The organism is Kribbella qitaiheensis (genome assembly GCF_042657745.1).
Taxonomy (GTDB): Bacteria; Actinomycetota; Actinomycetes; order Propionibacteriales; family Kribbellaceae; genus Kribbella; species Kribbella qitaiheensis.
Genome location: NZ_JBHSKE010000021.1, coordinates 229,498 through 248,565 on the forward strand (window position 1 = coordinate 229,498; position 19,068 = coordinate 248,565).

The window sequence follows — 19,068 nt, forward strand, 5'->3', positions numbered from 1 at the left end:
CCGGATCGACCCGGCCCGCAGCACCTTGGTCCGGGCGTCCCTGCGGCTGGGTGGTCAGCTCATCACCGCCCGGTCGCCGGCCGGCATCGCCGAGTGCAGGTCCGCCGGCACCTTGTCGGGGGCCGGCTGGTCGAGCTTGAAATCCGTGATGACGCCGCCCAGCGCCTCGTAGTCGGTGGGCGACGGTCCCCAGGCGCTCCCGTCCCACCACTTGTGGTACAGCCCGCTGTCGGTTCCGACCACAAACACGTCGAGCCGGTTCGCCGCCCACGACGTCACCCGCGGCTGGTCGACGCAGACACCGCCCAGGTACTCGAACGCGGACCAGGCGCTCCCGTCCCACCACTGGTGGTACAGCGCCGAGTCGGTGCCGAGCACGAACACGTCGAGCCGGTCCGCACCCCAGGAGACGACGGTCGGCGCGCTCGCGCAGACGCCACCCAGGCTCTCCCAGTCCGCCGACCACGACGACCCGTCGTACCACTTGTGGTACAGCGCGGAATCGGTGCCGACGGCGAACAGATCGAGCCGGTTCGGCCCCCACGAGACCGCGGTCGGGGGACCGACGCAGACGCCGCCGAGGTTCTCGAACCCGGACCACGCGGTGCCGTCCCACCACTTGTGATAGACCGCGCTGTCCATGCCGAGGACGAAGACGTCGAGCCGATCCGGGCCCCAGGCAACGACCTCGGGCTCGCCCAGGCAGACGCCGCCGAGGCTCTCGAACCCGGACCACGCGGTGCCGTCCCACCACAGGTGGTAGAGCGCGTGATCCGTGCCGGTGACGAACACGTCCAGCCGGTCAGGTCCCCAGGTGGCGACCCGCGGCGGGCTCATGCAGACGCCGCCGAGCGCCTCGTACCCGGTGACCGACGGTCCCCAGCCGCCGTCGTACCACTTGTGGTAGAGCCCGTGGTCGGTGCCGAGCACGAACGCGTCCAGCCGGCCCGGACCCCACGACGCGACTTCAGGAGCACTCATGCTGACACCACCCATGTATTCGTAGCCGCCGACCGACGGTCCCCAGCCGCCGTCGTACCACTTGTGGTACATCGCCTTGTCAGTGCCGACGACGAACGCGTCCAGCCGGCCCGCGCCCCACGACACCACCGGACCCGCCGGTTCCGGCATCCCGGCAGCCGCCCCCGAGCCCTGGTTGAGACTGCTGCGCACGGTGTCCAGGCAGGCCTCCATCCGGGTCACCTGGTCGTTGGTGAACATCACCATGCCGCGGTCGTCGGTGTAGTCCATGTAGTTCACGAACAGGTCGCCGTTCGGCCCGTTGCTGCAGGACAGCTTCGGGAACGTCGGTACGCCGAAGTTCGGGCCGCCCTGGTTCGGGGTGTCGGCGACCTCGTCACTGCCGCTGCAGCCCGAGCCGTCGTCGCCCCAGATGTGGAACAGATTGAGGTAGTGCCCGATCTCGTGGGTCGTCGTCCGGCCCAGGTCGAACGGCGCCGCCGCGGTCCCGTTGGTCCCGAAGCCGCTGTGCAGGATGACCACGCCGTCGGTCTCGGCCGGTCCGCCCGGGAACTGCGCGTAGCCGAGCAGGCCGCCGCCGAGCTGACCCACCCAGATGTTCAGGTACTTGTCCGCCGGCCACGGATCGATGCCACCCGTCGCGGAGGACTTGATCGCGTCGTCGGTGCTGAACGACGTCCGGGTCGTCTGCGTCCGGGTGATACCCGTCGTCGGGTCGCCGCTCGGGTCGGTGGTGGCCAGGTGGAACTCGATCCGGGGATCCGAGACCAGGCCGGTGAACGGCGCCGGGACGAAGCCGATGTCGGAGTTGGTGGCGCGGAAGTCGCGGTTCAGCACCTCGATCTGGCTGTCGATCTGCGCCTGCGAGATGTTCTGCGCGGCGTTGTTCCAGACCACGTGCACGACGACGGGGATCCGGGCCACCCCGTCGAACCGCTGGTTGCTGGCCGCGTACAGCGTGGTCGCGTTCTCCAGCGCGGACCGGGCCGCGACGTACTCGGCCGACGTCGACAGCAGCCGCCGGTGCACGTCCATCACGCCACACTCGCGGCGGGTGGGTTGCGCGACGTTCCGGTCGTCACCACCGCCGCCCATGCCGGCGCCGCCTCCGCTCATCGCGGAGCCTCCAGGACCGGGGGAGCCGCTCATCGCCGGGCCGGTCGAGGTCGTCGACCTCGGCTGGTTCCCGGCCGGCGTCCCGTTCGCCGACTGACCACCGCCGGTCGGCGTCGCGCCACCCGGCATCCCGTTGTCGCTGGCCCGTTCGGTCTTGTCCGCTCTCCCGTTGGCCTTTCTCGGCATCTCTTCCCCCTTGGTCGCGCAGGGGCGAACGGAGCAGGACGGAACCCGGCCGCGGCGCTGTCGCCAACGCGTGCCCATGGTCCCGGACCGGGACGCTTCCCAGATCCCCCAGACCCACGTACCGGCCGAAGACGGCGCCGGCCGTCTTCCCCCACCGAACAGGCTGCCCCCAAGACGCTGCTCGCGTTCTAGCTTCCTCTCGTCACCGCCGGTGCACAACCCCGCGAGCCCGGGTAGTCGATTTCCACCATTTCCTTTGTCCACGTTGGAGAATTGCAGCAGGAGTCCCCAGGAGGGTGCGATGCGCAGAGAGCTGTCAGTGCCGTTCGAGGTACGCGGTCAACGCGGACTGGTCAATGTCCGGGTGGTGGCCAACGACGACCCCTGGGCGTCGGGCCACCAGCTTCTCGTCCCGGATCTGGTCGCCGAGTCCTTCCGCGGCTTCCCGATCTGTACTGCGACGCTGCGCTACCACGGGCAGGGCATCAACGCGATCATGGGCTGGGTCCAGCTGGCCACCCGGGACTTCGACGGGCAGGTGTCCGTCGACGCGCTGCCGTTCCACGCCGAGGCGAGCCCGCTGTTCAGCTACGGGCACCTGCCGACGTTCTTCGACGCGCCCGCGAACCCCGATCATCCGGACGGGGTCTGGCGGGCGGACACCTTCCTGGTGATCGTGCCGGACGTGGTCCGCACCCGCTTGCTCGTACCGGTCGCCGCCTTCACCTGGGGCTACCGCCTCAGCGGCGGCTACCCCGACCCGCTCGACCCGGCCCGCCGCGACGCGAACTGGTCCGACCACCGCGCGGTGCTGCAGAAGGCCTATCCGGACTGGACCTTCGCCTAGAGCAGGCGGCTCCGGTCTAGAGCTCGCGTTCCCAGTTGGAACGCTGGGCGACCGGGCGGAAGCCGAGATGCTCGTTGACCGCGATCATCGGCGCGTTGCTCGGGGCGTTCCAGGTGTGCAGCACGGCCGGGTGATCGAGCTCGGCCTGCAGCGACCGGAGGTTCGGGATCTTGACGGCCATGCCGAGCTTGCGGCCGCGGTGCTCCGGCCGGACGAAGGTGTCCCACTGGTAGAGCCGATCCGGCGTACCGGCGGCGCCGCCCATCTGCGTGTACGCCGCGAGCCGCCCGTCCTCGGCGACCGCCACAGTGGTGTGACAGGTCCGGCCTTGTTGCACGCGGCGGGCCTCGGCCTCGCGGATCCGCTCCGGCGTCCACTGAGTCGCCTCTAGCTGCAACTCCCCGGTCGGCACATCCACGGTCATCGCGCTGAGCGCGTCGGCGAACTCCTCCAGCCACTCCTCGGGCATGTGCTCCCGCCACTGCAAGATCTCGTACCCGGGCACCTCCCGCTCCAGCTTGTCGAGCTGCTCCGCCGGCAGCGGTAACTCGATCACCTGGTGCAGGTCCACGTGCTTGCGGACGAACCCGCGCGCGGCGGCGAACGCAGTACCGGCGCTCTCACCGGTCTCGGCGTCGCCCAGCGCGATCCCCGACATCAGCCGCCGCCCCTCCTGCCGCGCCCGCTCCGCGACGATCTCGAGCAACCGGCTCCCGACCCCCTGACGCCGGTACTGCGGGGCCACGACGAGCTCGACCTCGACGAGATGCGTGTTCTCCTTAAGCCACCAGTCGAGCCAGGCGATCCCGAGCCACGTGTCGCCGTCGACCAGCCCGATCCCGTCGACCCGCATGTCCGAGTGCTCGCCCGCGAACAACACCCGGGCCTCCTCCAGCCCGAGCCCGGCCGGGAACTCCTGCTCCGTCCGCCGTACGTTGTCCCTCAACTGGAAGAACCGCTCGAAGGTCGCGGCGTCCCGCCCGTCCACAGTCACAATGTCCACCCGGCGACCCTACGGGCCGGCACCCACTCGCCGCCGGTGGTTTTCGCGGTGACCCCGGCCGGGTCTAGGCGGGGGAGTGCCAGACGTGCTGGTGCTCGATCGGGCGGAAGCCGAGATGGTCGTTCACCGCGATCATCGGGGCGTTGGACTCGGCGTTCCAGGTGTGGACCGTGGCAGGAGCCCGGAAGCCGGACTGGAGAGCCTGGAGGTTGGCCAGTTTGAGCGCCAGGCCGAGGCGGTGGCCGCGGTGTTCCGGCCGGACCAGGGTGTCGCGCTGGTTCAGGCGGCCGGGCTGCTGCGGTGACCCCGTCAGTTCGGTGTAGCCCGCGAGCGACCCGTCCGCCGCGACCGCGACCGTAGTACTGCCGAAATGCCCTTGGGTACGGCGATGCTCCTCGGCCGCGCGGAGTCGTTCCGGGGTCCACCGCTTGGGTTGCAGCTCCAGGTCGTCGAGCGGGACTTCCTCGTCCACGAGACTGAGCAGCCCGCAGTACTCCGTGAGGTGCTTCTCCGGGCAGGGCCCGGGCCAGCTGATCAGCTCGTAGTCGCGGTGATGCTCGGCCACGGCAGCAGCCTGCGCAGAGAGGTCGCTCACCGGGTAGTCGAGCACTTGGTGCAGAGCGGCGAACTGGGCGACGAAACCTCGCTCCGACGCGAACGCCGCACCCGAGCCCACCTCAGCGCCGTACGGGCTGAACGTCTCGCCGAGCAGCACGCTCCGGCCCTCGTTCCGCGCCTGGGCCCGAACCGCGTGCAGCAGGGCCGACCCGACGCCACGGCGCCGGTGAGTTGGTGCGACGGCGAGGTCGACGACGATCAGTTGCGGGTTCTCGGACTGCGGCCAGGTCAGCCAGGCTGCGCCGATCACCTCGCCGTCCTCGACCGATGCCAGGCAACTGAAGCGGTAGTCCGCGGGTGGCGACTGCAGCAGCACGAGTGCCTCGTCGACCGGCATCAGCGTCGGGAACTCCCGTTCCGCGGCGACCGACGCCAGTACGCCGAAGGCCCGCCGGAACTCAGCCGCCTCGTCGACGCTCACGACCTCCACGAGGCCCAACGTAGAAGCTCAGCGGTCCGTTGGCCCTGCGGCGGCGCGTCAGTGGTGCGGGCGGAGGGCGCGGTTGGCGGCCGGTTCGGCGATCTGCTCGCGGAACGGGTGCGCCGGGTAGACGCCCAGCAGCCGGACCTCGACCGAGAAGAAGGCGAGCTCCTCCAGGGCGAGCGCCACGTTCGGGTCCTCCGGGTGACCTTCCACATCGGCGTAGAACTGGGTCGCGAAGAAGGACCCGCCGAGCTGGTAGCTCTCCAGCTTGGTCATGTTGACGCCGTTGGTCGCGAACCCGCCCATCGCCTTGTACAGGGCGGCCGGCACGTTGCGGACGCGGTACACGAAGCTGGTGATGATCGGGCCGGACCCGACCGGCGGCACGTGCGGCTCCCGGGACAGCACCAGGAAGCGAGTGGTGTTGTGGTGCTCGTCCTCGACGTCCTCGGCCAGGATGTCCAGGCCGTAGAGCCCGGCCGCGGCCACCGGCGAGAGCGAAGCGACGGTCGGGTCCTTCAGCTCGGAGATCTCGCGGGCGGCGCCTGCCGTGTCGTCGGCGACGACGGTCGACCACCCGTGCTCGCGGATGATCTTGCGGCACTGGCCGAGCGCGTGCACGTGGCTGCGAACCGTCCTGATCGACTCGATCGAGGTGCCGGGGGTGGCCATCAGCTGGAAGTGGATGGGCAGGAAGAACTCGCCGATGATGTGCAGCCCGGAGTCCGGCAGCAGGTGATGGATGTCCGCGACGCGGCCCGCGATCGAGTTGTCCACCGGGATCATCGCCAGCCCGGCCCGGCCGGTGCTGACCGCCTCGAGCGCGTCCTCGAACGTCGTGCAGGGCAGCTGCTCGCGGTCCGGGAACATCTCGGTGCAGGCCATCGCCGAGTTGGCGCCTGGCTCACCCTGGTAAGCGATCGGTCCGTTCACGGTTTCCCAGCCTAGCGCCACGTGTCTCACCCTCTGGATCAGGTGTCCGTCTTACGGACTTTCTTGGGGGCGCCGGTGGTCGCCCGGCCTTCCAGCGACTTGGCCTTGGTGGCGTACATGTCGACGTACTCCTGTCCGGACAGCTCCATGATCTTGTACATGATCTCGTCGGTGACGGCCCGCAGGATCAACCGGTCGCCCTCCATCCCGTCGTACCGGGAGAAGTCCAGCGGCTCGCCGAACTTGACCGTCGGGGAAGCCAGTGAGGCGACCACCTTGCCGGGCGGCGCGACCACGTCGGTGCCGATCACCCCGCACGGGATCACCGGGACCTTCGCCTCCAGCGCCAGCCGGGCGACACCGGTCCGGCCCTTGTAGAGCTTGCCGTCGTGCGAGCGGGTGCCCTCGGGGTAGATGCCGAACAGCTCGCCGCGCTCCAGCACCTTCATACCTGCCCGGATGGCGCCCTCGGACGCGGACCCGCCGGACCGGTCGATCGGCACCTGGCCGGTGCCCTTGAAGAAACCGCGCTGGAACCGGCCCTTGATCCCGGCGCCGGTGAAGTAGTCGGACTTGGCCACGAAGGTGACCCGGCGGCGGACCACCAGCGGCATGAAGATCCAGTCCACGTAGGACAGGTGGTTGCTGGCGATGATCGCCGGTCCCAGCGCCGGGATGTGCTCGGCGCCCTCCACCTTGGGCCGGAAGATGCGCCTGACCGGCGGGCCGAGCAGCACGTTCTTCAGCACCCAGTAGATGCCCTTGCCATCACTGTCGCCGTCGTCGACCGGGTTCACCCGCTCCGGCTCGGGCCGCGGCGCCTGCGCCGGTTCCGTCATCGATGTCCTTTCCTCACGTTCCCCGAGCCCTCATGATGCCGTACAACGCCCCGCCGCCGCTGCGGTTGCCGCCCAAGTCGGCGCGCGGGAACCACTGACATCCGGTACCCACCATCCGTAGGGTTCTCACAGCAAGTCTGCCGAGCTGGGGAGGGCCGGGTTGTGAGGACCAGGAGACTGACGGCGAGCCTGACCGTGGTGGCGGCGGTGTTCGCCGGCCTGCCGGTCGCCGCGAGCGCCGCATCGACCACTGGCGCCGGTACTACGGGCGCCACCCGGGCCGAGGCGGTGCCGCCGCCGAAGGTGGTCCCGCTGCAGGTGACCGGCCCGGCGTCGTCGCGCTTCAACCTCGTGGTGATGGGCGACGGGTACACCGAGGCCGAGCTGCCAAAGTTCCGCGAGCAGGTGGACAAGCACCTGAACGTGCTCTGGAGCATCGAGCCGTTCAAGTCGTACCGCAACTACATCAACGTCTACGCGGTCGAGATCGCCTCGCCCGAGAGCGGTGTCGACTGCGACCCGGACCTCACCTCGCCGAAGGTGGACACCCCGCTGCAGATGGGCTTCTGGGGCGGCTGCAACCCGGCCAGCGTGCAACGCCTGCTCACCGTCAGCTCCACCGCCGCCGGCCAGTACGCCGACCTGGCGCCCGGCACCACCGCCTCGAACCGGCAGATTCTTGCTATCGGCAACAGCGACACCTACGGCGGCGCCGGTGGTACCTACGCCACCGCGTCCGGCGGCAACGCGCTGTCCGCGCTGATCACCCCGCACGAGCTCGGCCACTCGCTCGGCGGACTCCAGGACGAGTACGACTACTACGCCCGCGGCGAGCGCGGCGCGCCGTACGAGGGTCCGGAGCCCAGCTCAATCCACCACACGCTGCTGACCGAGCAGCAGATGCTCGACCAGCAGAAGAAGTGGTTCCGCTGGCTCGGCGAGGACAGCGAGTCAGGCGGCAAGATCGCCCGCTTCGAGGCCGGGATGTACGCCGGCTCGGGGGTCTGGCGGCCGAGCAAGCACTCGATGATGAAGGTGCTCGGCTACTACTTCGACCAGGTCTCCCGCGAGCGCATGACCCAGCGCATCTCGTCCCGAGCCACCCTCTTCCAGTCCAGCACTCCCGTCGGCCAGGTCGCCGCCGACCAGGTCGTGTGGCTCCAAACCCTCCACCCCGCCAGCCACGAACTAACCGTGACCTGGACCCTCGACGGCACCGTCCTCGACACCGCCAACAGCCGCGCGGTGGCCCTAGGCTCACTCACCCTCACACCCGGCCCGCACACGCTGACAGCAAAGATCGTCGACCCCACAACCTTCGTCCGAGACCCAGCAGTCCGAGCCTCCCCAGCCCTAACCACAACCCGCTCCTGGACCATCACCCCCGCAACCGCCGCCCCGCACCCCCCGACTAGCGCGGCCGCCACGACCACCGATGCCGCGGCGCAGCGTGCCTTCGCCACCGCGGCGGAGTCCGCCGCCAGCGAGGCAACCTTCACCACATCGACCTCGACGGATCACCCGGTGAATGCGGATGAGGTTGTCTATGTGGAGACCACGCAGTCGGATGTTGCACAGCCAGCCGTCGAGTGGCGGGTTGACGGGAGCGTGGTGGCGAACCCGGGGAACGACCGCGACTTCGCCCTCGCCCCGCTGAACCTGACCGGGCGCCACACCCTGACCGCCTCAGTCGGTAGCTACACCCTCACCTGGCAGGTCGACGGCGTCGAGCCGACCGTGGACTCCACCCTCTCCAAGCCCCTTCTGAAGGTGCAGAAGCCGGCCGGACCGGAGTACATCTACAACGACGCGTTCACGATGGGCCTGACGGCCACGGACGACAGCACCGGGTACGTCGTACCGGAGTTCCGGGTGGACGGCGACGGTTGGTACAACTACTACGGCTGGCCGACCGACGCGAACGCCCCGTTCCGCTTCACCGCCGAGGGCACCGAGATCGACCAGCTCGTCTACGGCAAGCTCGGCGTCCCGCGAGTGGTCCCCTGGGACGACGTCCCGTCCGGCTACGGCCGGCACCAGGTCGAGTACCGCGCCATCGATGCCTCCGGCAACATCGGTACCCCGCGCCGGTTCGCTGTCACCTTGCTGCGACCGGCCCCGACCTGCACGAGCACGATCACCGGGGTACGAAACGGCCCGCTGGTGGTGGCTTCCGGCGTCACTTGCTTGCAGGGGGCAACCATCAACGGCCCGGTCTCGGTCCGCGCCGGAGCGTCACTGGTCGCCACGGACACCAAGATCTCCGGACCCGTGAGTGCTGCCAGGGCGGCCGACCTGCACCTGCTCCGCAGTACGGTCAACGGCCCGGTCTCACTGGACGGCACGACTCGTAGCGCAGTACTGGTCGGGAGCACCGTCAGTGGCCCGGTCTCGGTCACCGGCGCGCGAACCGCGGAGCCCGTCGTCCTGGCCGGCAACAAGATCAACGGCTCCCTCAACTGCACCTCCAACACCACCGCCCCGGTCAACCTGCAAGCCCCGAACCAGGTCTCTGGTCCGCGCGCAGGCCAGTGCTCGGGTCTCTGAGGAAGGCGCCATGAACGGACTGCGAGTGACCGTCCTGCTGGCCGCGACCCTCACCACCGGGCTGATGGCCGGGGTGTACGTGATCTATTCGAATGCCTTCATGCCCGGGCTGGGAAAGACCGACGACAAGACCTTCGTGGCGGCGTTCCAGGCGGTCGACCGGGCGATCCTCAACCCGCTGTTCCTGGTCGTGGGGTTCGTCGGCTCGCTGGTGCTCACCCTCGTCGCCGGACTGCTGAGCCTCGGGGAGGACGCGCTGGCGTGGATCGCGATCGCGTTCGTGCTCAACCTGGTGACGGTGATCATCACGATCGCAGTCAACGTCCCGCTGAACGACGCGCTCAAGGCGGCCGGTGACCCTGACACCATCGACGTCACCGCCGCCCGCACCGCGTTCAACGAGGCCCGCTGGCGTTCCTTCAACCTGATCCGATCCGTCCTCAGCACAGTCGGCTTCGGCCTCCTCGCCTGGTCCCTCTACCTAACCGGCAAATCCGCCGCCCAGCCCTAGGCGTACTCAGCCATGACGTCGGTGCCACCCGAGGCAGGAGCGGTGGCGGTCGTGGCTGGTCGGCGTCTGGCAGTCGGGCCGCCGTTTGCTGAGGTGTCGGGTCGCGGTGTCGGTGTCGGCATCGGCATCCGCGCTGGCTGGTTGATCCACCGGACGCCCACCACTCAGCAACCTCGCCGGTAGGCCACAGGCCGGGCGTTGCCACGCGCCGCGCCAGCGGATCGAGTGCGGTTACTGAGTGCTGGCGGTCCAGCCCACTCACCAGCCACAGCCGCCGTCCAGCGTCTCCTCGGCCGAGCGCCTGCGGCAGGTCCGAACACCACGCCGGGACCTCGGACACCGAATGGGGACCCCGAACAACAACTGGGGACTGCGGACAACAAGTCGGGACCTCGGACAAGACATAGCCTGTCCGAGGTCCCGTCTTGGTGTCCTCACTCCCGACAACCGGCGCCGGCGCCGACACCGCTAGGGCCGGAGCATCGCCAACGTCCCGGCCGGTCACACCTATTTCCCTACCCCCGCTACGCCTAGAGCTGGACGACGTACTTCCCTTTGCCGCGGCCGTCCGCCAACGCCTGCTGGGCCTCGGCGGCACGGTCGAGGCTGTCGACGACCGTCGGGTCGATGGTCAGCGCGCCCTCTGCGAGCTTGCCGAGCACATCCGTGAGGGCCGCAACCACCAGGTGAGGCGCCTTGGTGGAGTACCCGCGGATGCTGAAGCCGCCGACCGACGCGTTCCCGCCGAACAACGGTCCGAGTGCCAGGGGAGCGAGCGGGGTACCCCCAGCATTGCCGAACAACACGATCCGACCGCCTGGCGCGACCAGCTCCAGATCGGTGTCGATCCACTCCGTGCCCTGCGGATCGAGGATCAGGTCGACGCCCCGACCGCCGGTCCGCTCGCGCACGGCGTCAACGAGCCCGTCACCACGAACCAGCGCAGCGTCGTACCCGGCCTTCTCGGCGGCCTGGACCCGACTGGCTCCGCCGACCGTGCCGAGGAGGAGGCCAGCGCCGCGCAGGCGGGCGAGAGACGCAAGCGCCTGGCCGACGCCACCGGCGGCTGAGTGGACGAGCACCGATTCGCCCGGTTGTAGACGGTTGAGGAGCAGCGCGGCCGTAGTGAGCGTGCCCGGCGCAGCAGCGGCCTTCTCGAATGAGAGGGCTTCCGGAATCACCGCCACCAGTTCGGCCCGCACCACGGCGACCTCCGCGAGCCCGCCCGACCCCGTGAACGCAGCGACCGGCGTACCGATGGCAGGTCCGTCGACCCCTGCGCCGAGCGCGCGAACCGTGCCCGCGACCTCCAGCCCAGGGACGAACGGCCACCCGGTCGCGTACCCCGGATCACCCCGCCGAGCCATCACGTCGATGAAGTTCACCCCTGCCGCCCGGACGTCGATCGCCACCTCGCCGGGCCCGGGGAGAGGGCTTTCCAGGTCTGCCACCCGGGTGGCGCCGGCATCGGGAGCGGGTCGGTCGAACAGCAGCGCGCGCATCACGAATCCCTTTCGATGATCGTCGTACGTCGAGATCGAGACTACGCTCATGTACGACGATCGTCGAAAGGAATTTGATGGCGAACCCGCGGCGCCCAGCCCTGGTCCACCCCGAGGTCGGGGAGTTGACCGTCTACGAGGTCCTGCACGCCCTCGCGGACCCGACCCGGCTGACGATCGTCCGGACCCTGCGCGAGGACGTCGAGCGCGCGTGCGGCACCTTCCCGGTCTCGGTGGCGCCTTCCACCCTCACCCACCACTTCCGCGTCCTCCGCGAAGCCGGCGTCATCCACCAGCGCGAGGAAGGCAACCGCCGCTGGACCACCCTCCGCCACACCGACCTCGAATCCCGCTTCCCCAACCTCATCGACACCGTCCTCGCAGTGGCCCCCTGAGGCTCGATCGTTTGGGTCCGCGAGCTCGCTCAGCGGCGGCGGTGGTTAACCCCTGCGGGAAGCGTTCGCCCACTGGTAGGGCAGTGGGCTAACCCCGCGCCCAGGGGTGGAGCCGCCTCAGTGACTCCGCGGCAGGCCAGGCGTACTTCGGGGTGGCTGGATCCTGAACCCGCGGGTGCCTCTGGCGTGAGCGGGTCCTGGCGGTGGGAGGTCCGCGGATGTGAGCTAGGGGCGGGGGAGCTGCGAGAATGGCGCTCGTGGCACCAGTTCAGGCTCCGCCGTCCCAGCAGCTTCCCGCCGTGCAGAAGTTGCGGATCCGCTTCGCCAAGCGGGGACGGCTGCGGTTCACCTCGCACCGCGACTTCCAGCGCGCCTTCGAACGCGCGGTCCGGCGTGCTGACCTGCCGGTCGCCTTCTCGCACGGTTTCAGCCCGCACCCGAAGATCTCGTACGCCGGTGCCGCGCCGACCGGGGCCGCCTCGGAGGCGGAATACCTGGAGATCTCGCTCACACACGAGCGTGACCCCGAACGGGTCCGCGCGGACCTGGACGAGGCGCTGCCGCCCGGGCTGGACATCATCGAGGTGGTGACCGCGGGAGCGGGATCGCTGGCCGAGCGGCTGGAGGCCAGCGAATGGCTGATCGCGTTGCCGGGCGTGGATCCGGCCGACGCTCAGCAGGCGGTCGAGGCGTTCCTCGCCCGGGAGGAAATTATCGTCGAGCGCATGACCAAACGGGGTCCTCGCTCGTTCGACTGTCGGGGCGCCGTTCTCCGACTCGCTGTCGGCAGTGAACCGGCGTCGCTTGAGACGTGTGCGATACTGCAAGTGGTGTTACGGCACGGAACCCCGGCCGTGAGACCCGACGACGTTCTCGTCGGCGTGCTCGACGTAGCGACGCTTCCGGTGACGGGCCCGGCTCTTCTGACCAGGCTCGCCCAGGGCCCGCTCATCGCGGCCACCGGCACTGTGGACGATCCGCTCGCTCGTGACCGCGACGCCACCCAGGTGAACGCGACCGGCCAAGCGGTAGACCACCAGACGCATGTAGCGGAGGGCGACGCCGCCGCTCCATCTGCGCCCTGACGAGCGCCGGGGGAGCGGATCCAGATGGCTTCCGCCGGACCGGCTGACACTGCGGGATCGGCGAGACCGAGACCGCTTTCTGGCTGCGCCGGACCCGTGACAGGGGTCGCAGGATGCGCCGGAGGGCCTGAGGAGACCCGCACTGCATGCTCGACAACGAGCCGAACACCACCGAGGCAGCCGAATCGGCTGCCGCCGCCCCCACGCAGCCGCCTGCCAAGAAGGCCGCTGCCAAGAAGACGGTCCGCAAGCGCACGACCAAGAAGGCCGCTGCGCAGACCGCCCCCGCTGACGCCGACATCGCGCTCAGCACCCAAGCAGACGCCGAGGCCGCCGATCCGGCACCCGCCCCGGCAAAGAAGGCGGCCGCCAAGCGGACCGTGAAGAAGGCCGCCGCGAAGCGCCCGGCCAAGAAGACCGCCGCCCGCAACAGCGGCCAGGACAGCCTGCTCGACACCTCCGACGACATCACCTCCGTGGAGTCCGCCGCCGGTTCGACCAGCCTCGCCGATGCCGGCCCGGTGCAGTCCAGCGCCGACTCAGGCGCTCAGGGTGGTTCCGACGGCTCGGCTGCGCCTGCCAAGAAGACCACTCGTCGGCGGACCAGTAAGAAGGCCGCGGCCGCGCCGCAGGCCGACCTGCTGACCTCCGACAACCCGGTCAGCGATGGCCCGGTGGCTTCTGCGGACGTCCCCGAGGAAGAACTGACCGAGGAAGAGCTCGCCGCCGCTGAGGCCGCTGCCGCCGAGGTTGCTGCCCAGACCAACGCCCAGACCAACCGCGCTCAGGCCGACTCCGCTCAGGATGAGCCTGCTGAGGGCGGGTCGCGGCGTCGTCGCCGTGCGCCTGCCGCCGCTGCCGTGCTGTTCCAGGCGCCTGTCGACGTTCCTGCCCAGGCTGCAGCCACCAGCCCGGTCGAGGCCACTCCTGCCGAGGCGCCCTCCGGTCGGCGTACCAGGCGGCGCTCCGGCGCGGCCGAGACCGCGGCGAACGAGCAGGTGGCCGTCACCGACGCGCCTGAGGTCGTCGCCGAGACCACCGAGGTCGCTGCCGACGAGCAGCCGGGCAGCACCCGCCGTCGCCGTAGCCGTCGCAGCCGGGATGCCGAAGAGGTAGCGGCAGACCGCGCCGAGCCGGTGCTCGAGGAAGCCCGCAACACCGAGGCTGACGAGGAAACCGACGAGGACCACGCCGCCGAAGCCGACGAGAACGACGGCGACGAAGGTGGCGAGGGTACTCGTCGTCGCCGCCGTCGTCGCGGAGGCCGGCGCCGCCGCAAGACCGGTGACGCGGACGGTTCCGACGACAGCGCCGAAGAGCAGGACGACGACGCGGACGAGTCGGACGACCAGCAGGACGACACCGACGAGCAGGACCAGTCCGGTGAGTCCGAGGACGAGACGGAGGGCTCCGGCTCCTCGTCGCGCCGCCGCCGTCGCCGTCGCCGCCGCAAGGGCGAGGACCCGGTCGCGGCGCCGGACGACCCGGACGAGACCGTCGTACGGGTGCGTGAGCCGCGCAGCAAGACCATCTCGAACGAGATCACCGCGGTCGAGGGATCGACCCGGCTGGAGGCGAAGAAGCAGCGCCGCCGCGAGGGTCGCGCCGCCGGCCGCCGCCGCGCGCCGATCGTCACCGAGGCCGAGTTCCTGGCCCGGCGCGAGTCGGTCGAGCGGACGATGGTGATCCGCGCTCGCGGCGACCTGACCCAGATCGCCGTCTCCGAGGACAACGTCCTGGTCGAGCACTACGTCGCCCAGGAGGAGCAGGTCTCACTGATCGGCAACGTGTACCTCGGCCGGGTGCAGAACGTGCTGCCCAGCATGGAGGCCGCGTTCATCGACATCGGCAAGGGCCGCAACGCCGTGCTGTACGCCGGTGAGGTCGACTGGAACACGCTCGGCGGCGGCAACGGCCCGCGCAAGATCGAGTCGGTGCTCAAGTCCGGCCAGGCGGTCCTGGTCCAGGTGACCAAGGACCCGATCGGCCACAAGGGCGCCCGGCTGACCAACCAGATCAGCCTGCCCGGCCGGTACGTCGTGTACGTGCCGCGCGGGGGCAACGGCGGGATCAGCCGCAAGCTGCCCGACACCGAGCGGAACCGCCTGAAGGGCATCCTCAAGGACATCGTCCCGGACGAGGCGGGCGTGATCGTGCGCACCGCCGCCGAGGGCGCCACCGAGGACGAGCTGACCCGCGACGTCAGCCGGCTGCAGTCGTACTGGGAGGACATCGAGAAGAAGTCGAAGTCTGGCCAGGCGCCGCAGTTGCTGCACGGTGAGCCGGATCTGCTGATCCGGGTGGTCCGCGACCTGTTCACCGAGGACTTCACCAAGCTGATCATCTCCGGCGACGACGCCTACGACCAGGTCAAGGAGTACGTCTCGTACGTCGCTCCGCATCTGGCCGACCGGGTGGAGAAGTGGGCCGGTGACGGGGACGTCTTCTCGAACTACCGGATCGACGAGCAGATCAAGAAGGCGCTGGACCGGAAGGTCTGGCTGCCCTCGGGTGGCTCGCTGATCATCGACCGAACCGAAGCGATGACGGTGGTCGACGTCAACACCGGCAAGTTCACCGGCTCCGGCGGAAACCTCGAGGAGACCGTCACCAAGAACAACCTGGAGGCGGCCGAGGAGATCGTCCGGCAGCTCCGGTTGCGCGACATCGGCGGCATCATCGTGATCGACTTCATCGACATGGTGCTGGAGCTGAACCGGGACCTGGTGCTGCGCCGGCTGGTGGAGTGCCTGGGCCGCGACCGGACCAAGCACCAGGTCGCCGAGGTGACCTCGCTGGGCCTGGTCCAGATGACCCGCAAGCGGATCGGTACCGGTCTGCTCGAGGCGTTCAGCGAGAACTGCGACCACTGCGGTGGGCGCGGGCTGATCCTGCACGACGAGCCGAAGGAGTCCCGCCGCCGGCAGGACGACGGACGCAACCGCGGGCAGCAGCAGCACTCGAACAACGACCAGATGAGCGACGGCGACGGCGCCAAGAAGACCTCCCGGAGCCGCAACCGCGGCAAGGGCCGGGGTCGTGGCGACGGGTCGGACGAGCAGCCCGAGACCGAGCAGCAGAGCCACGACGCCGCCCAGCGCCTGGCCCAGATCGCTGCGGCCTCCGGCGTCACCAACGCCGAGGCCCAGGACGACCAGGACTACAGCGACCACTCGCACGGTGAGCGGGTCCAGGCTGATCGCTCGCAGAGCGACCAGTCGCAGGGTGAGCGCCCGCAGGACGACCACTCGCAGGCCGGGCAGGCCCGCGAGGAGCGCACGCAGGGCGACTCGCAGGGTGACCAGGTTTCCGCAGCGCAGGCTCAGGAGGGTTCTGAGGGTGCTGCTGGGGACGGTGCCGAGGCTGGGGCTGAGAAGGCTCAGCAGAACGGTTCCGGGCGCGGTGGCAGCACTCGCCGCCGGCGTGGTGGCCGTAGCCGGGCCAAGGCGGACGACAGTGGTGACAGCGATGCAGGCAACAACGGATCCGACGCCGGAGTGAGCGCTCCGGAGCTGGAGTCCACCCCGGTTTGACCCACTCGTGACGCGCGCCGTATTCTTGTCCTTCGGCGCGCGTCTCGCGTGCCTCCTTTGTGTGGGCCGCAGTAGGTCTGTGCAGGCCCCGTAAGACTTCCGAACAAACAGAGAGTGAGATCCACGGTGTACGCGATCGTGCGCAGTGGCGGCACCCAGCAGAAGGTCGCCGTCGGCGATGTCATCGAGATCGACAGCCTGACTGATCAGGTCGGCGACACGGTGTCGTTGCCCGCAGTCCTCGTCGTCGATGGCGACACCGTGACGGCCGATGCTGCCGCCTTGGCCAAGGTGGCCGTTTCAGCTGAGGTTCTCGGCCGCACCAAGGGCCCGAAGATCCACATCCTCAAGTACAAGAACAAGACCGGTTACCGCAAGCGCCAGGGGCACCGCCAGCACTACACCCAGGTCAAGGTCACCGCGATCGACGCCAAGAAGAAGTGAGCTGAGACAGACATGGCACACAAAAAGGGAGCAGCGTCGACCCGTAACGGTCGCGACTCCAACGCGCAGCGGCTCGGCGTGAAGCGCTTCGGCGGTCAGCTGGTCAACGCCGGCGAGATCATCGTCCGCCAGCGTGGCACCCACTTCCACCCGGGCAGCCTGGTCGGCCGTGGTGGCGACGACACGCTGTTCGCGCTTGCCGAGGGCAAGGTCGAGTTCGGCGTCCGTCGTGGGCGTCGCGTCGTCAACATCGTCCCGGCCCCGGCGGAGTAACACCGCCACCCGGAGTTCGAAGCCTTTGCAGTAGTTGCCGAAGGGCGGGTCGCGGAATAGCGCGACCCGCCCTTCGGCTATGTACAGAGTTAGTTCATCCAGCAGGAAGTAGAAAAACCGATGGCGATCCCCAGCTTTGTCGACCGGGTCACGGTGCACGTCACCGGTGGCAACGGCGGAAACGGCTGCGCCTCGGTGCACCGGGAGAAGTTCAAGCCGCTCGGTGGTCCCGACGGGGGCAACGGCGGTGACGGCGGCAGCATCATCCTGCGCGTCGACCCGGACCTGACCACACTGGTTGACTACCACCGCTCCGCCCACCGCTCCGCCACGAACGGTGCCCAGGGCAAGGGTGACCACCAGGCCGGCAGCAAGGGCGGCGACATCGTATTGCCCGTCCCGGACGGCACCGTCGTCAGTACTCCGGAAGGCGAGGTGCTGGCGGACCTCGTCGGCCTCGGCGCGGAGTTCGTCGCGGCCCAGGGCGGCAAGGGTGGCCTCGGCAACGCGGCACTCGCCAGCTCCAGCCGCAAGGCCCCCGGTTTCGCGCTGCTCGGTGAGGACGGCGAGGAGCGCACGGTCGTTCTCGAGCTCAAGGTCGTCGCCGACATCGGCCTGGTCGGCTTCCCGAGCGCGGGCAAGTCGTCGCTGGTCGCGTCGATCAGCCGCGCCCGGCCGAAGATCGCGGACTACCCCTTCACCACCCTGATCCCGAATCTCGGTGTCGTGGTGGCCGGTGAGACCTCCTTCACCGTCGCCGACGTACCGGGCCTGATCGAGGGCGCGAGCGAGGGTCGCGGGCTCGGACACGACTTCCTGCGGCATGTCGAGCGGTGTGCCGCGCTGGTGCACGTGATCGACTGCGCCACCTACGAGCCGGGCCGTGACCCGCTCACCGACCTCGACACGATCGAGGCCGAGCTGAAGGCGCACGGTGGGCTGGAGGACCGGCCGCGGCTGGTCGCGCTGAACAAGGTGGACGTGCCGGACGCCAAGGAGATCGCCGAGATGGTGACTGCCGAGCTCGAGCAGCGCGGCCTCAAGGTGTTCTCGATCTCGACCGCCAGCCACGAAGGCCTCGACGGGCTGAAGTTCGCGATGGCCGAGCTGGTCGCCAAGCGGCGTGCGGAGGCCGAGAAGCCGGACAACACCCGGATCATCATCCGGCCGCAGGCCACCGGCGGGTCCGAGTTCAAGGTCCGGAAGACCCCGGAGGGCGGCTGGCTGATCCAGGGCGAGAAGCCCGAGCGCTGGGTCCGGCAGACCGACTTCGGCAACGCCGAGGCCACCGGCTACCTGGCCGACCGGCTGAACCGGCTCGGCGTCGAGCGCGAACTGCTCGAGCTGGGCGCGATGGAGGGCGACGACGTGATCATCGGCGACGGCCCGAACGCGGTCGTCTTCGACTTCGCTCCCGAGGTCCAGGCCGGTGCGGAGATCCTCGCCCGGCGCGGTGAGGACCACCGGCTGGAGGAGGACCGTCCGGCCGCGCAGCGCCGCAAGGACAAGGACGAGAAGTACCACGCGCTCAGGTCCGGCGAGATCGAGCGCCCGGTGGACCTGTCGGAGTACGGCAGGGGCTGGATCGCGGACGAGGTCGACCTGTCGCCGGCCGAGGCGAAGGCGGCCCAGAAGGCCGCCGAGAGGCTCGCGCGCAAGGAAGCCCGCGAGCTGGAGGCTGCTCGGGAGCTCGAGGCCGAGCGGCTGTTCAGGGCCGGCCAGGACATCGACATCGAGGCCGAGAGCAGCAACCAGGACGCATGACGCGGCGGCCCGCACTTGAGCCGGAATGTGGACCGCGGGGGATCTGACCGACTCACTACGGGATCGT

General features: G+C 69.7%; 15 protein-coding genes. 9 read left to right on the plus strand and 6 right to left on the minus strand.

Going from position 1 to position 19,068, the window contains the following annotated elements:
• Positions 1 to 54: 54 nt before the first annotated feature.
• The gene (locus ACFPJ1_RS18075) at positions 55 to 2,283 is read right to left on the minus strand and encodes a DUF8189 domain-containing protein (RefSeq protein ID WP_380105235.1); all 2,229 of its coding nucleotides are present in this window, start codon (positions 2,281 to 2,283) and stop codon (positions 55 to 57) included.
• Positions 2,284 to 2,584: 301 nt separating this feature from the next.
• Here ACFPJ1_RS18075 and ACFPJ1_RS18080 point away from each other — a divergent pair, with 301 nt between their 5' ends.
• Positions 2,585 to 3,130, plus strand: coding sequence for a hypothetical protein (locus ACFPJ1_RS18080; protein ID WP_380105237.1), 546 nt, complete (start codon positions 2,585 to 2,587; stop codon positions 3,128 to 3,130).
• 16 nt (positions 3,131 to 3,146) lie between these two features.
• On the opposite strand, the gene ACFPJ1_RS18085 is transcribed toward ACFPJ1_RS18080, so the two are convergent.
• The 4 genes from ACFPJ1_RS18085 to ACFPJ1_RS18100 form a co-directional block, all read right to left on the minus strand.
• Positions 3,147 to 4,133, minus strand: a complete 987-nt coding sequence (locus tag ACFPJ1_RS18085; RefSeq protein ID WP_380105239.1) for a GNAT family N-acetyltransferase — start codon at positions 4,131 to 4,133, stop codon at positions 3,147 to 3,149.
• A gap of 64 nt (positions 4,134 to 4,197) precedes the next feature.
• Positions 4,198 to 5,181 (minus strand): GNAT family N-acetyltransferase, encoded by a 984-nt coding sequence (locus ACFPJ1_RS18090; RefSeq protein WP_380105240.1) that lies wholly within the window; start codon positions 5,179 to 5,181, stop codon positions 4,198 to 4,200.
• 48 nt (positions 5,182 to 5,229) lie between these two features.
• Positions 5,230 to 6,108 (minus strand): prephenate dehydratase, encoded by an 879-nt coding sequence (locus ACFPJ1_RS18095; RefSeq protein WP_380105242.1) that lies wholly within the window; start codon positions 6,106 to 6,108, stop codon positions 5,230 to 5,232.
• A gap of 38 nt (positions 6,109 to 6,146) precedes the next feature.
• Complete coding sequence (locus ACFPJ1_RS18100; RefSeq protein ID WP_380105244.1) at positions 6,147 to 6,947, minus strand: lysophospholipid acyltransferase family protein; 801 nt, start codon at positions 6,945 to 6,947, stop codon at positions 6,147 to 6,149.
• A 162-nt stretch (positions 6,948 to 7,109) separates the two neighbouring features.
• Between ACFPJ1_RS18100 and ACFPJ1_RS18105 the strand changes: the two genes are divergently transcribed.
• Both ACFPJ1_RS18105 and ACFPJ1_RS18110 read left to right on the plus strand, forming a co-directional pair.
• The gene (locus tag ACFPJ1_RS18105; RefSeq protein WP_380105247.1) at positions 7,110 to 9,494 is read left to right on the plus strand and encodes a M64 family metallopeptidase; all 2,385 of its coding nucleotides are present in this window, start codon (positions 7,110 to 7,112) and stop codon (positions 9,492 to 9,494) included.
• 10 nt (positions 9,495 to 9,504) lie between these two features.
• Complete coding sequence (locus ACFPJ1_RS18110) at positions 9,505 to 10,005, plus strand: anthrone oxygenase family protein (protein ID WP_380105248.1); 501 nt, start codon at positions 9,505 to 9,507, stop codon at positions 10,003 to 10,005.
• A gap of 530 nt (positions 10,006 to 10,535) precedes the next feature.
• Here the strand turns inward: ACFPJ1_RS18110 and ACFPJ1_RS18115 are convergent.
• Positions 10,536 to 11,558 carry a quinone oxidoreductase family protein gene (locus ACFPJ1_RS18115; protein ID WP_380105249.1) on the minus strand — a complete coding sequence of 341 codons (1,023 nt, stop codon included), beginning with the start codon at positions 11,556 to 11,558 and terminating at the stop codon, positions 10,536 to 10,538.
• Positions 11,559 to 11,584: 26 nt separating this feature from the next.
• On the opposite strand from ACFPJ1_RS18115, the gene ACFPJ1_RS18120 reads away from it, so the two are divergent.
• The 6 genes from ACFPJ1_RS18120 (at position 11,585) to obgE (ending at position 19,001) form a co-directional block, all read left to right on the plus strand.
• Positions 11,585 to 11,902: an ArsR/SmtB family transcription factor gene (locus ACFPJ1_RS18120; RefSeq protein WP_380105251.1), complete on the plus strand. Its 318-nt coding sequence runs from the start codon at positions 11,585 to 11,587 to the stop codon at positions 11,900 to 11,902.
• Between the two features lie 257 nt (positions 11,903 to 12,159).
• Positions 12,160 to 12,987 (plus strand): TIGR03936 family radical SAM-associated protein, encoded by an 828-nt coding sequence (locus tag ACFPJ1_RS18125; RefSeq protein ID WP_380105253.1) that lies wholly within the window; start codon positions 12,160 to 12,162, stop codon positions 12,985 to 12,987.
• Between the two features lie 146 nt (positions 12,988 to 13,133).
• Positions 13,134 to 16,520, plus strand: coding sequence for an Rne/Rng family ribonuclease (locus ACFPJ1_RS18130; RefSeq protein ID WP_380105255.1), 3,387 nt, complete (start codon positions 13,134 to 13,136; stop codon positions 16,518 to 16,520).
• A 126-nt stretch (positions 16,521 to 16,646) separates the two neighbouring features.
• Complete coding sequence (gene rplU / locus ACFPJ1_RS18135) at positions 16,647 to 16,964, plus strand: 50S ribosomal protein L21 (protein WP_131343919.1); 318 nt, start codon at positions 16,647 to 16,649, stop codon at positions 16,962 to 16,964.
• A gap of 12 nt (positions 16,965 to 16,976) precedes the next feature.
• Entirely contained in the window at positions 16,977 to 17,237 is a 261-nt protein-coding gene (rpmA, locus tag ACFPJ1_RS18140) for a 50S ribosomal protein L27 (RefSeq protein WP_132196666.1), read from the plus strand.
• 120 nt (positions 17,238 to 17,357) lie between these two features.
• The gene (obgE, locus tag ACFPJ1_RS18145; protein ID WP_380105256.1) at positions 17,358 to 19,001 is read left to right on the plus strand and encodes a GTPase ObgE; all 1,644 of its coding nucleotides are present in this window, start codon (positions 17,358 to 17,360) and stop codon (positions 18,999 to 19,001) included.
• Positions 19,002 to 19,068 lie beyond the last annotated feature (67 nt).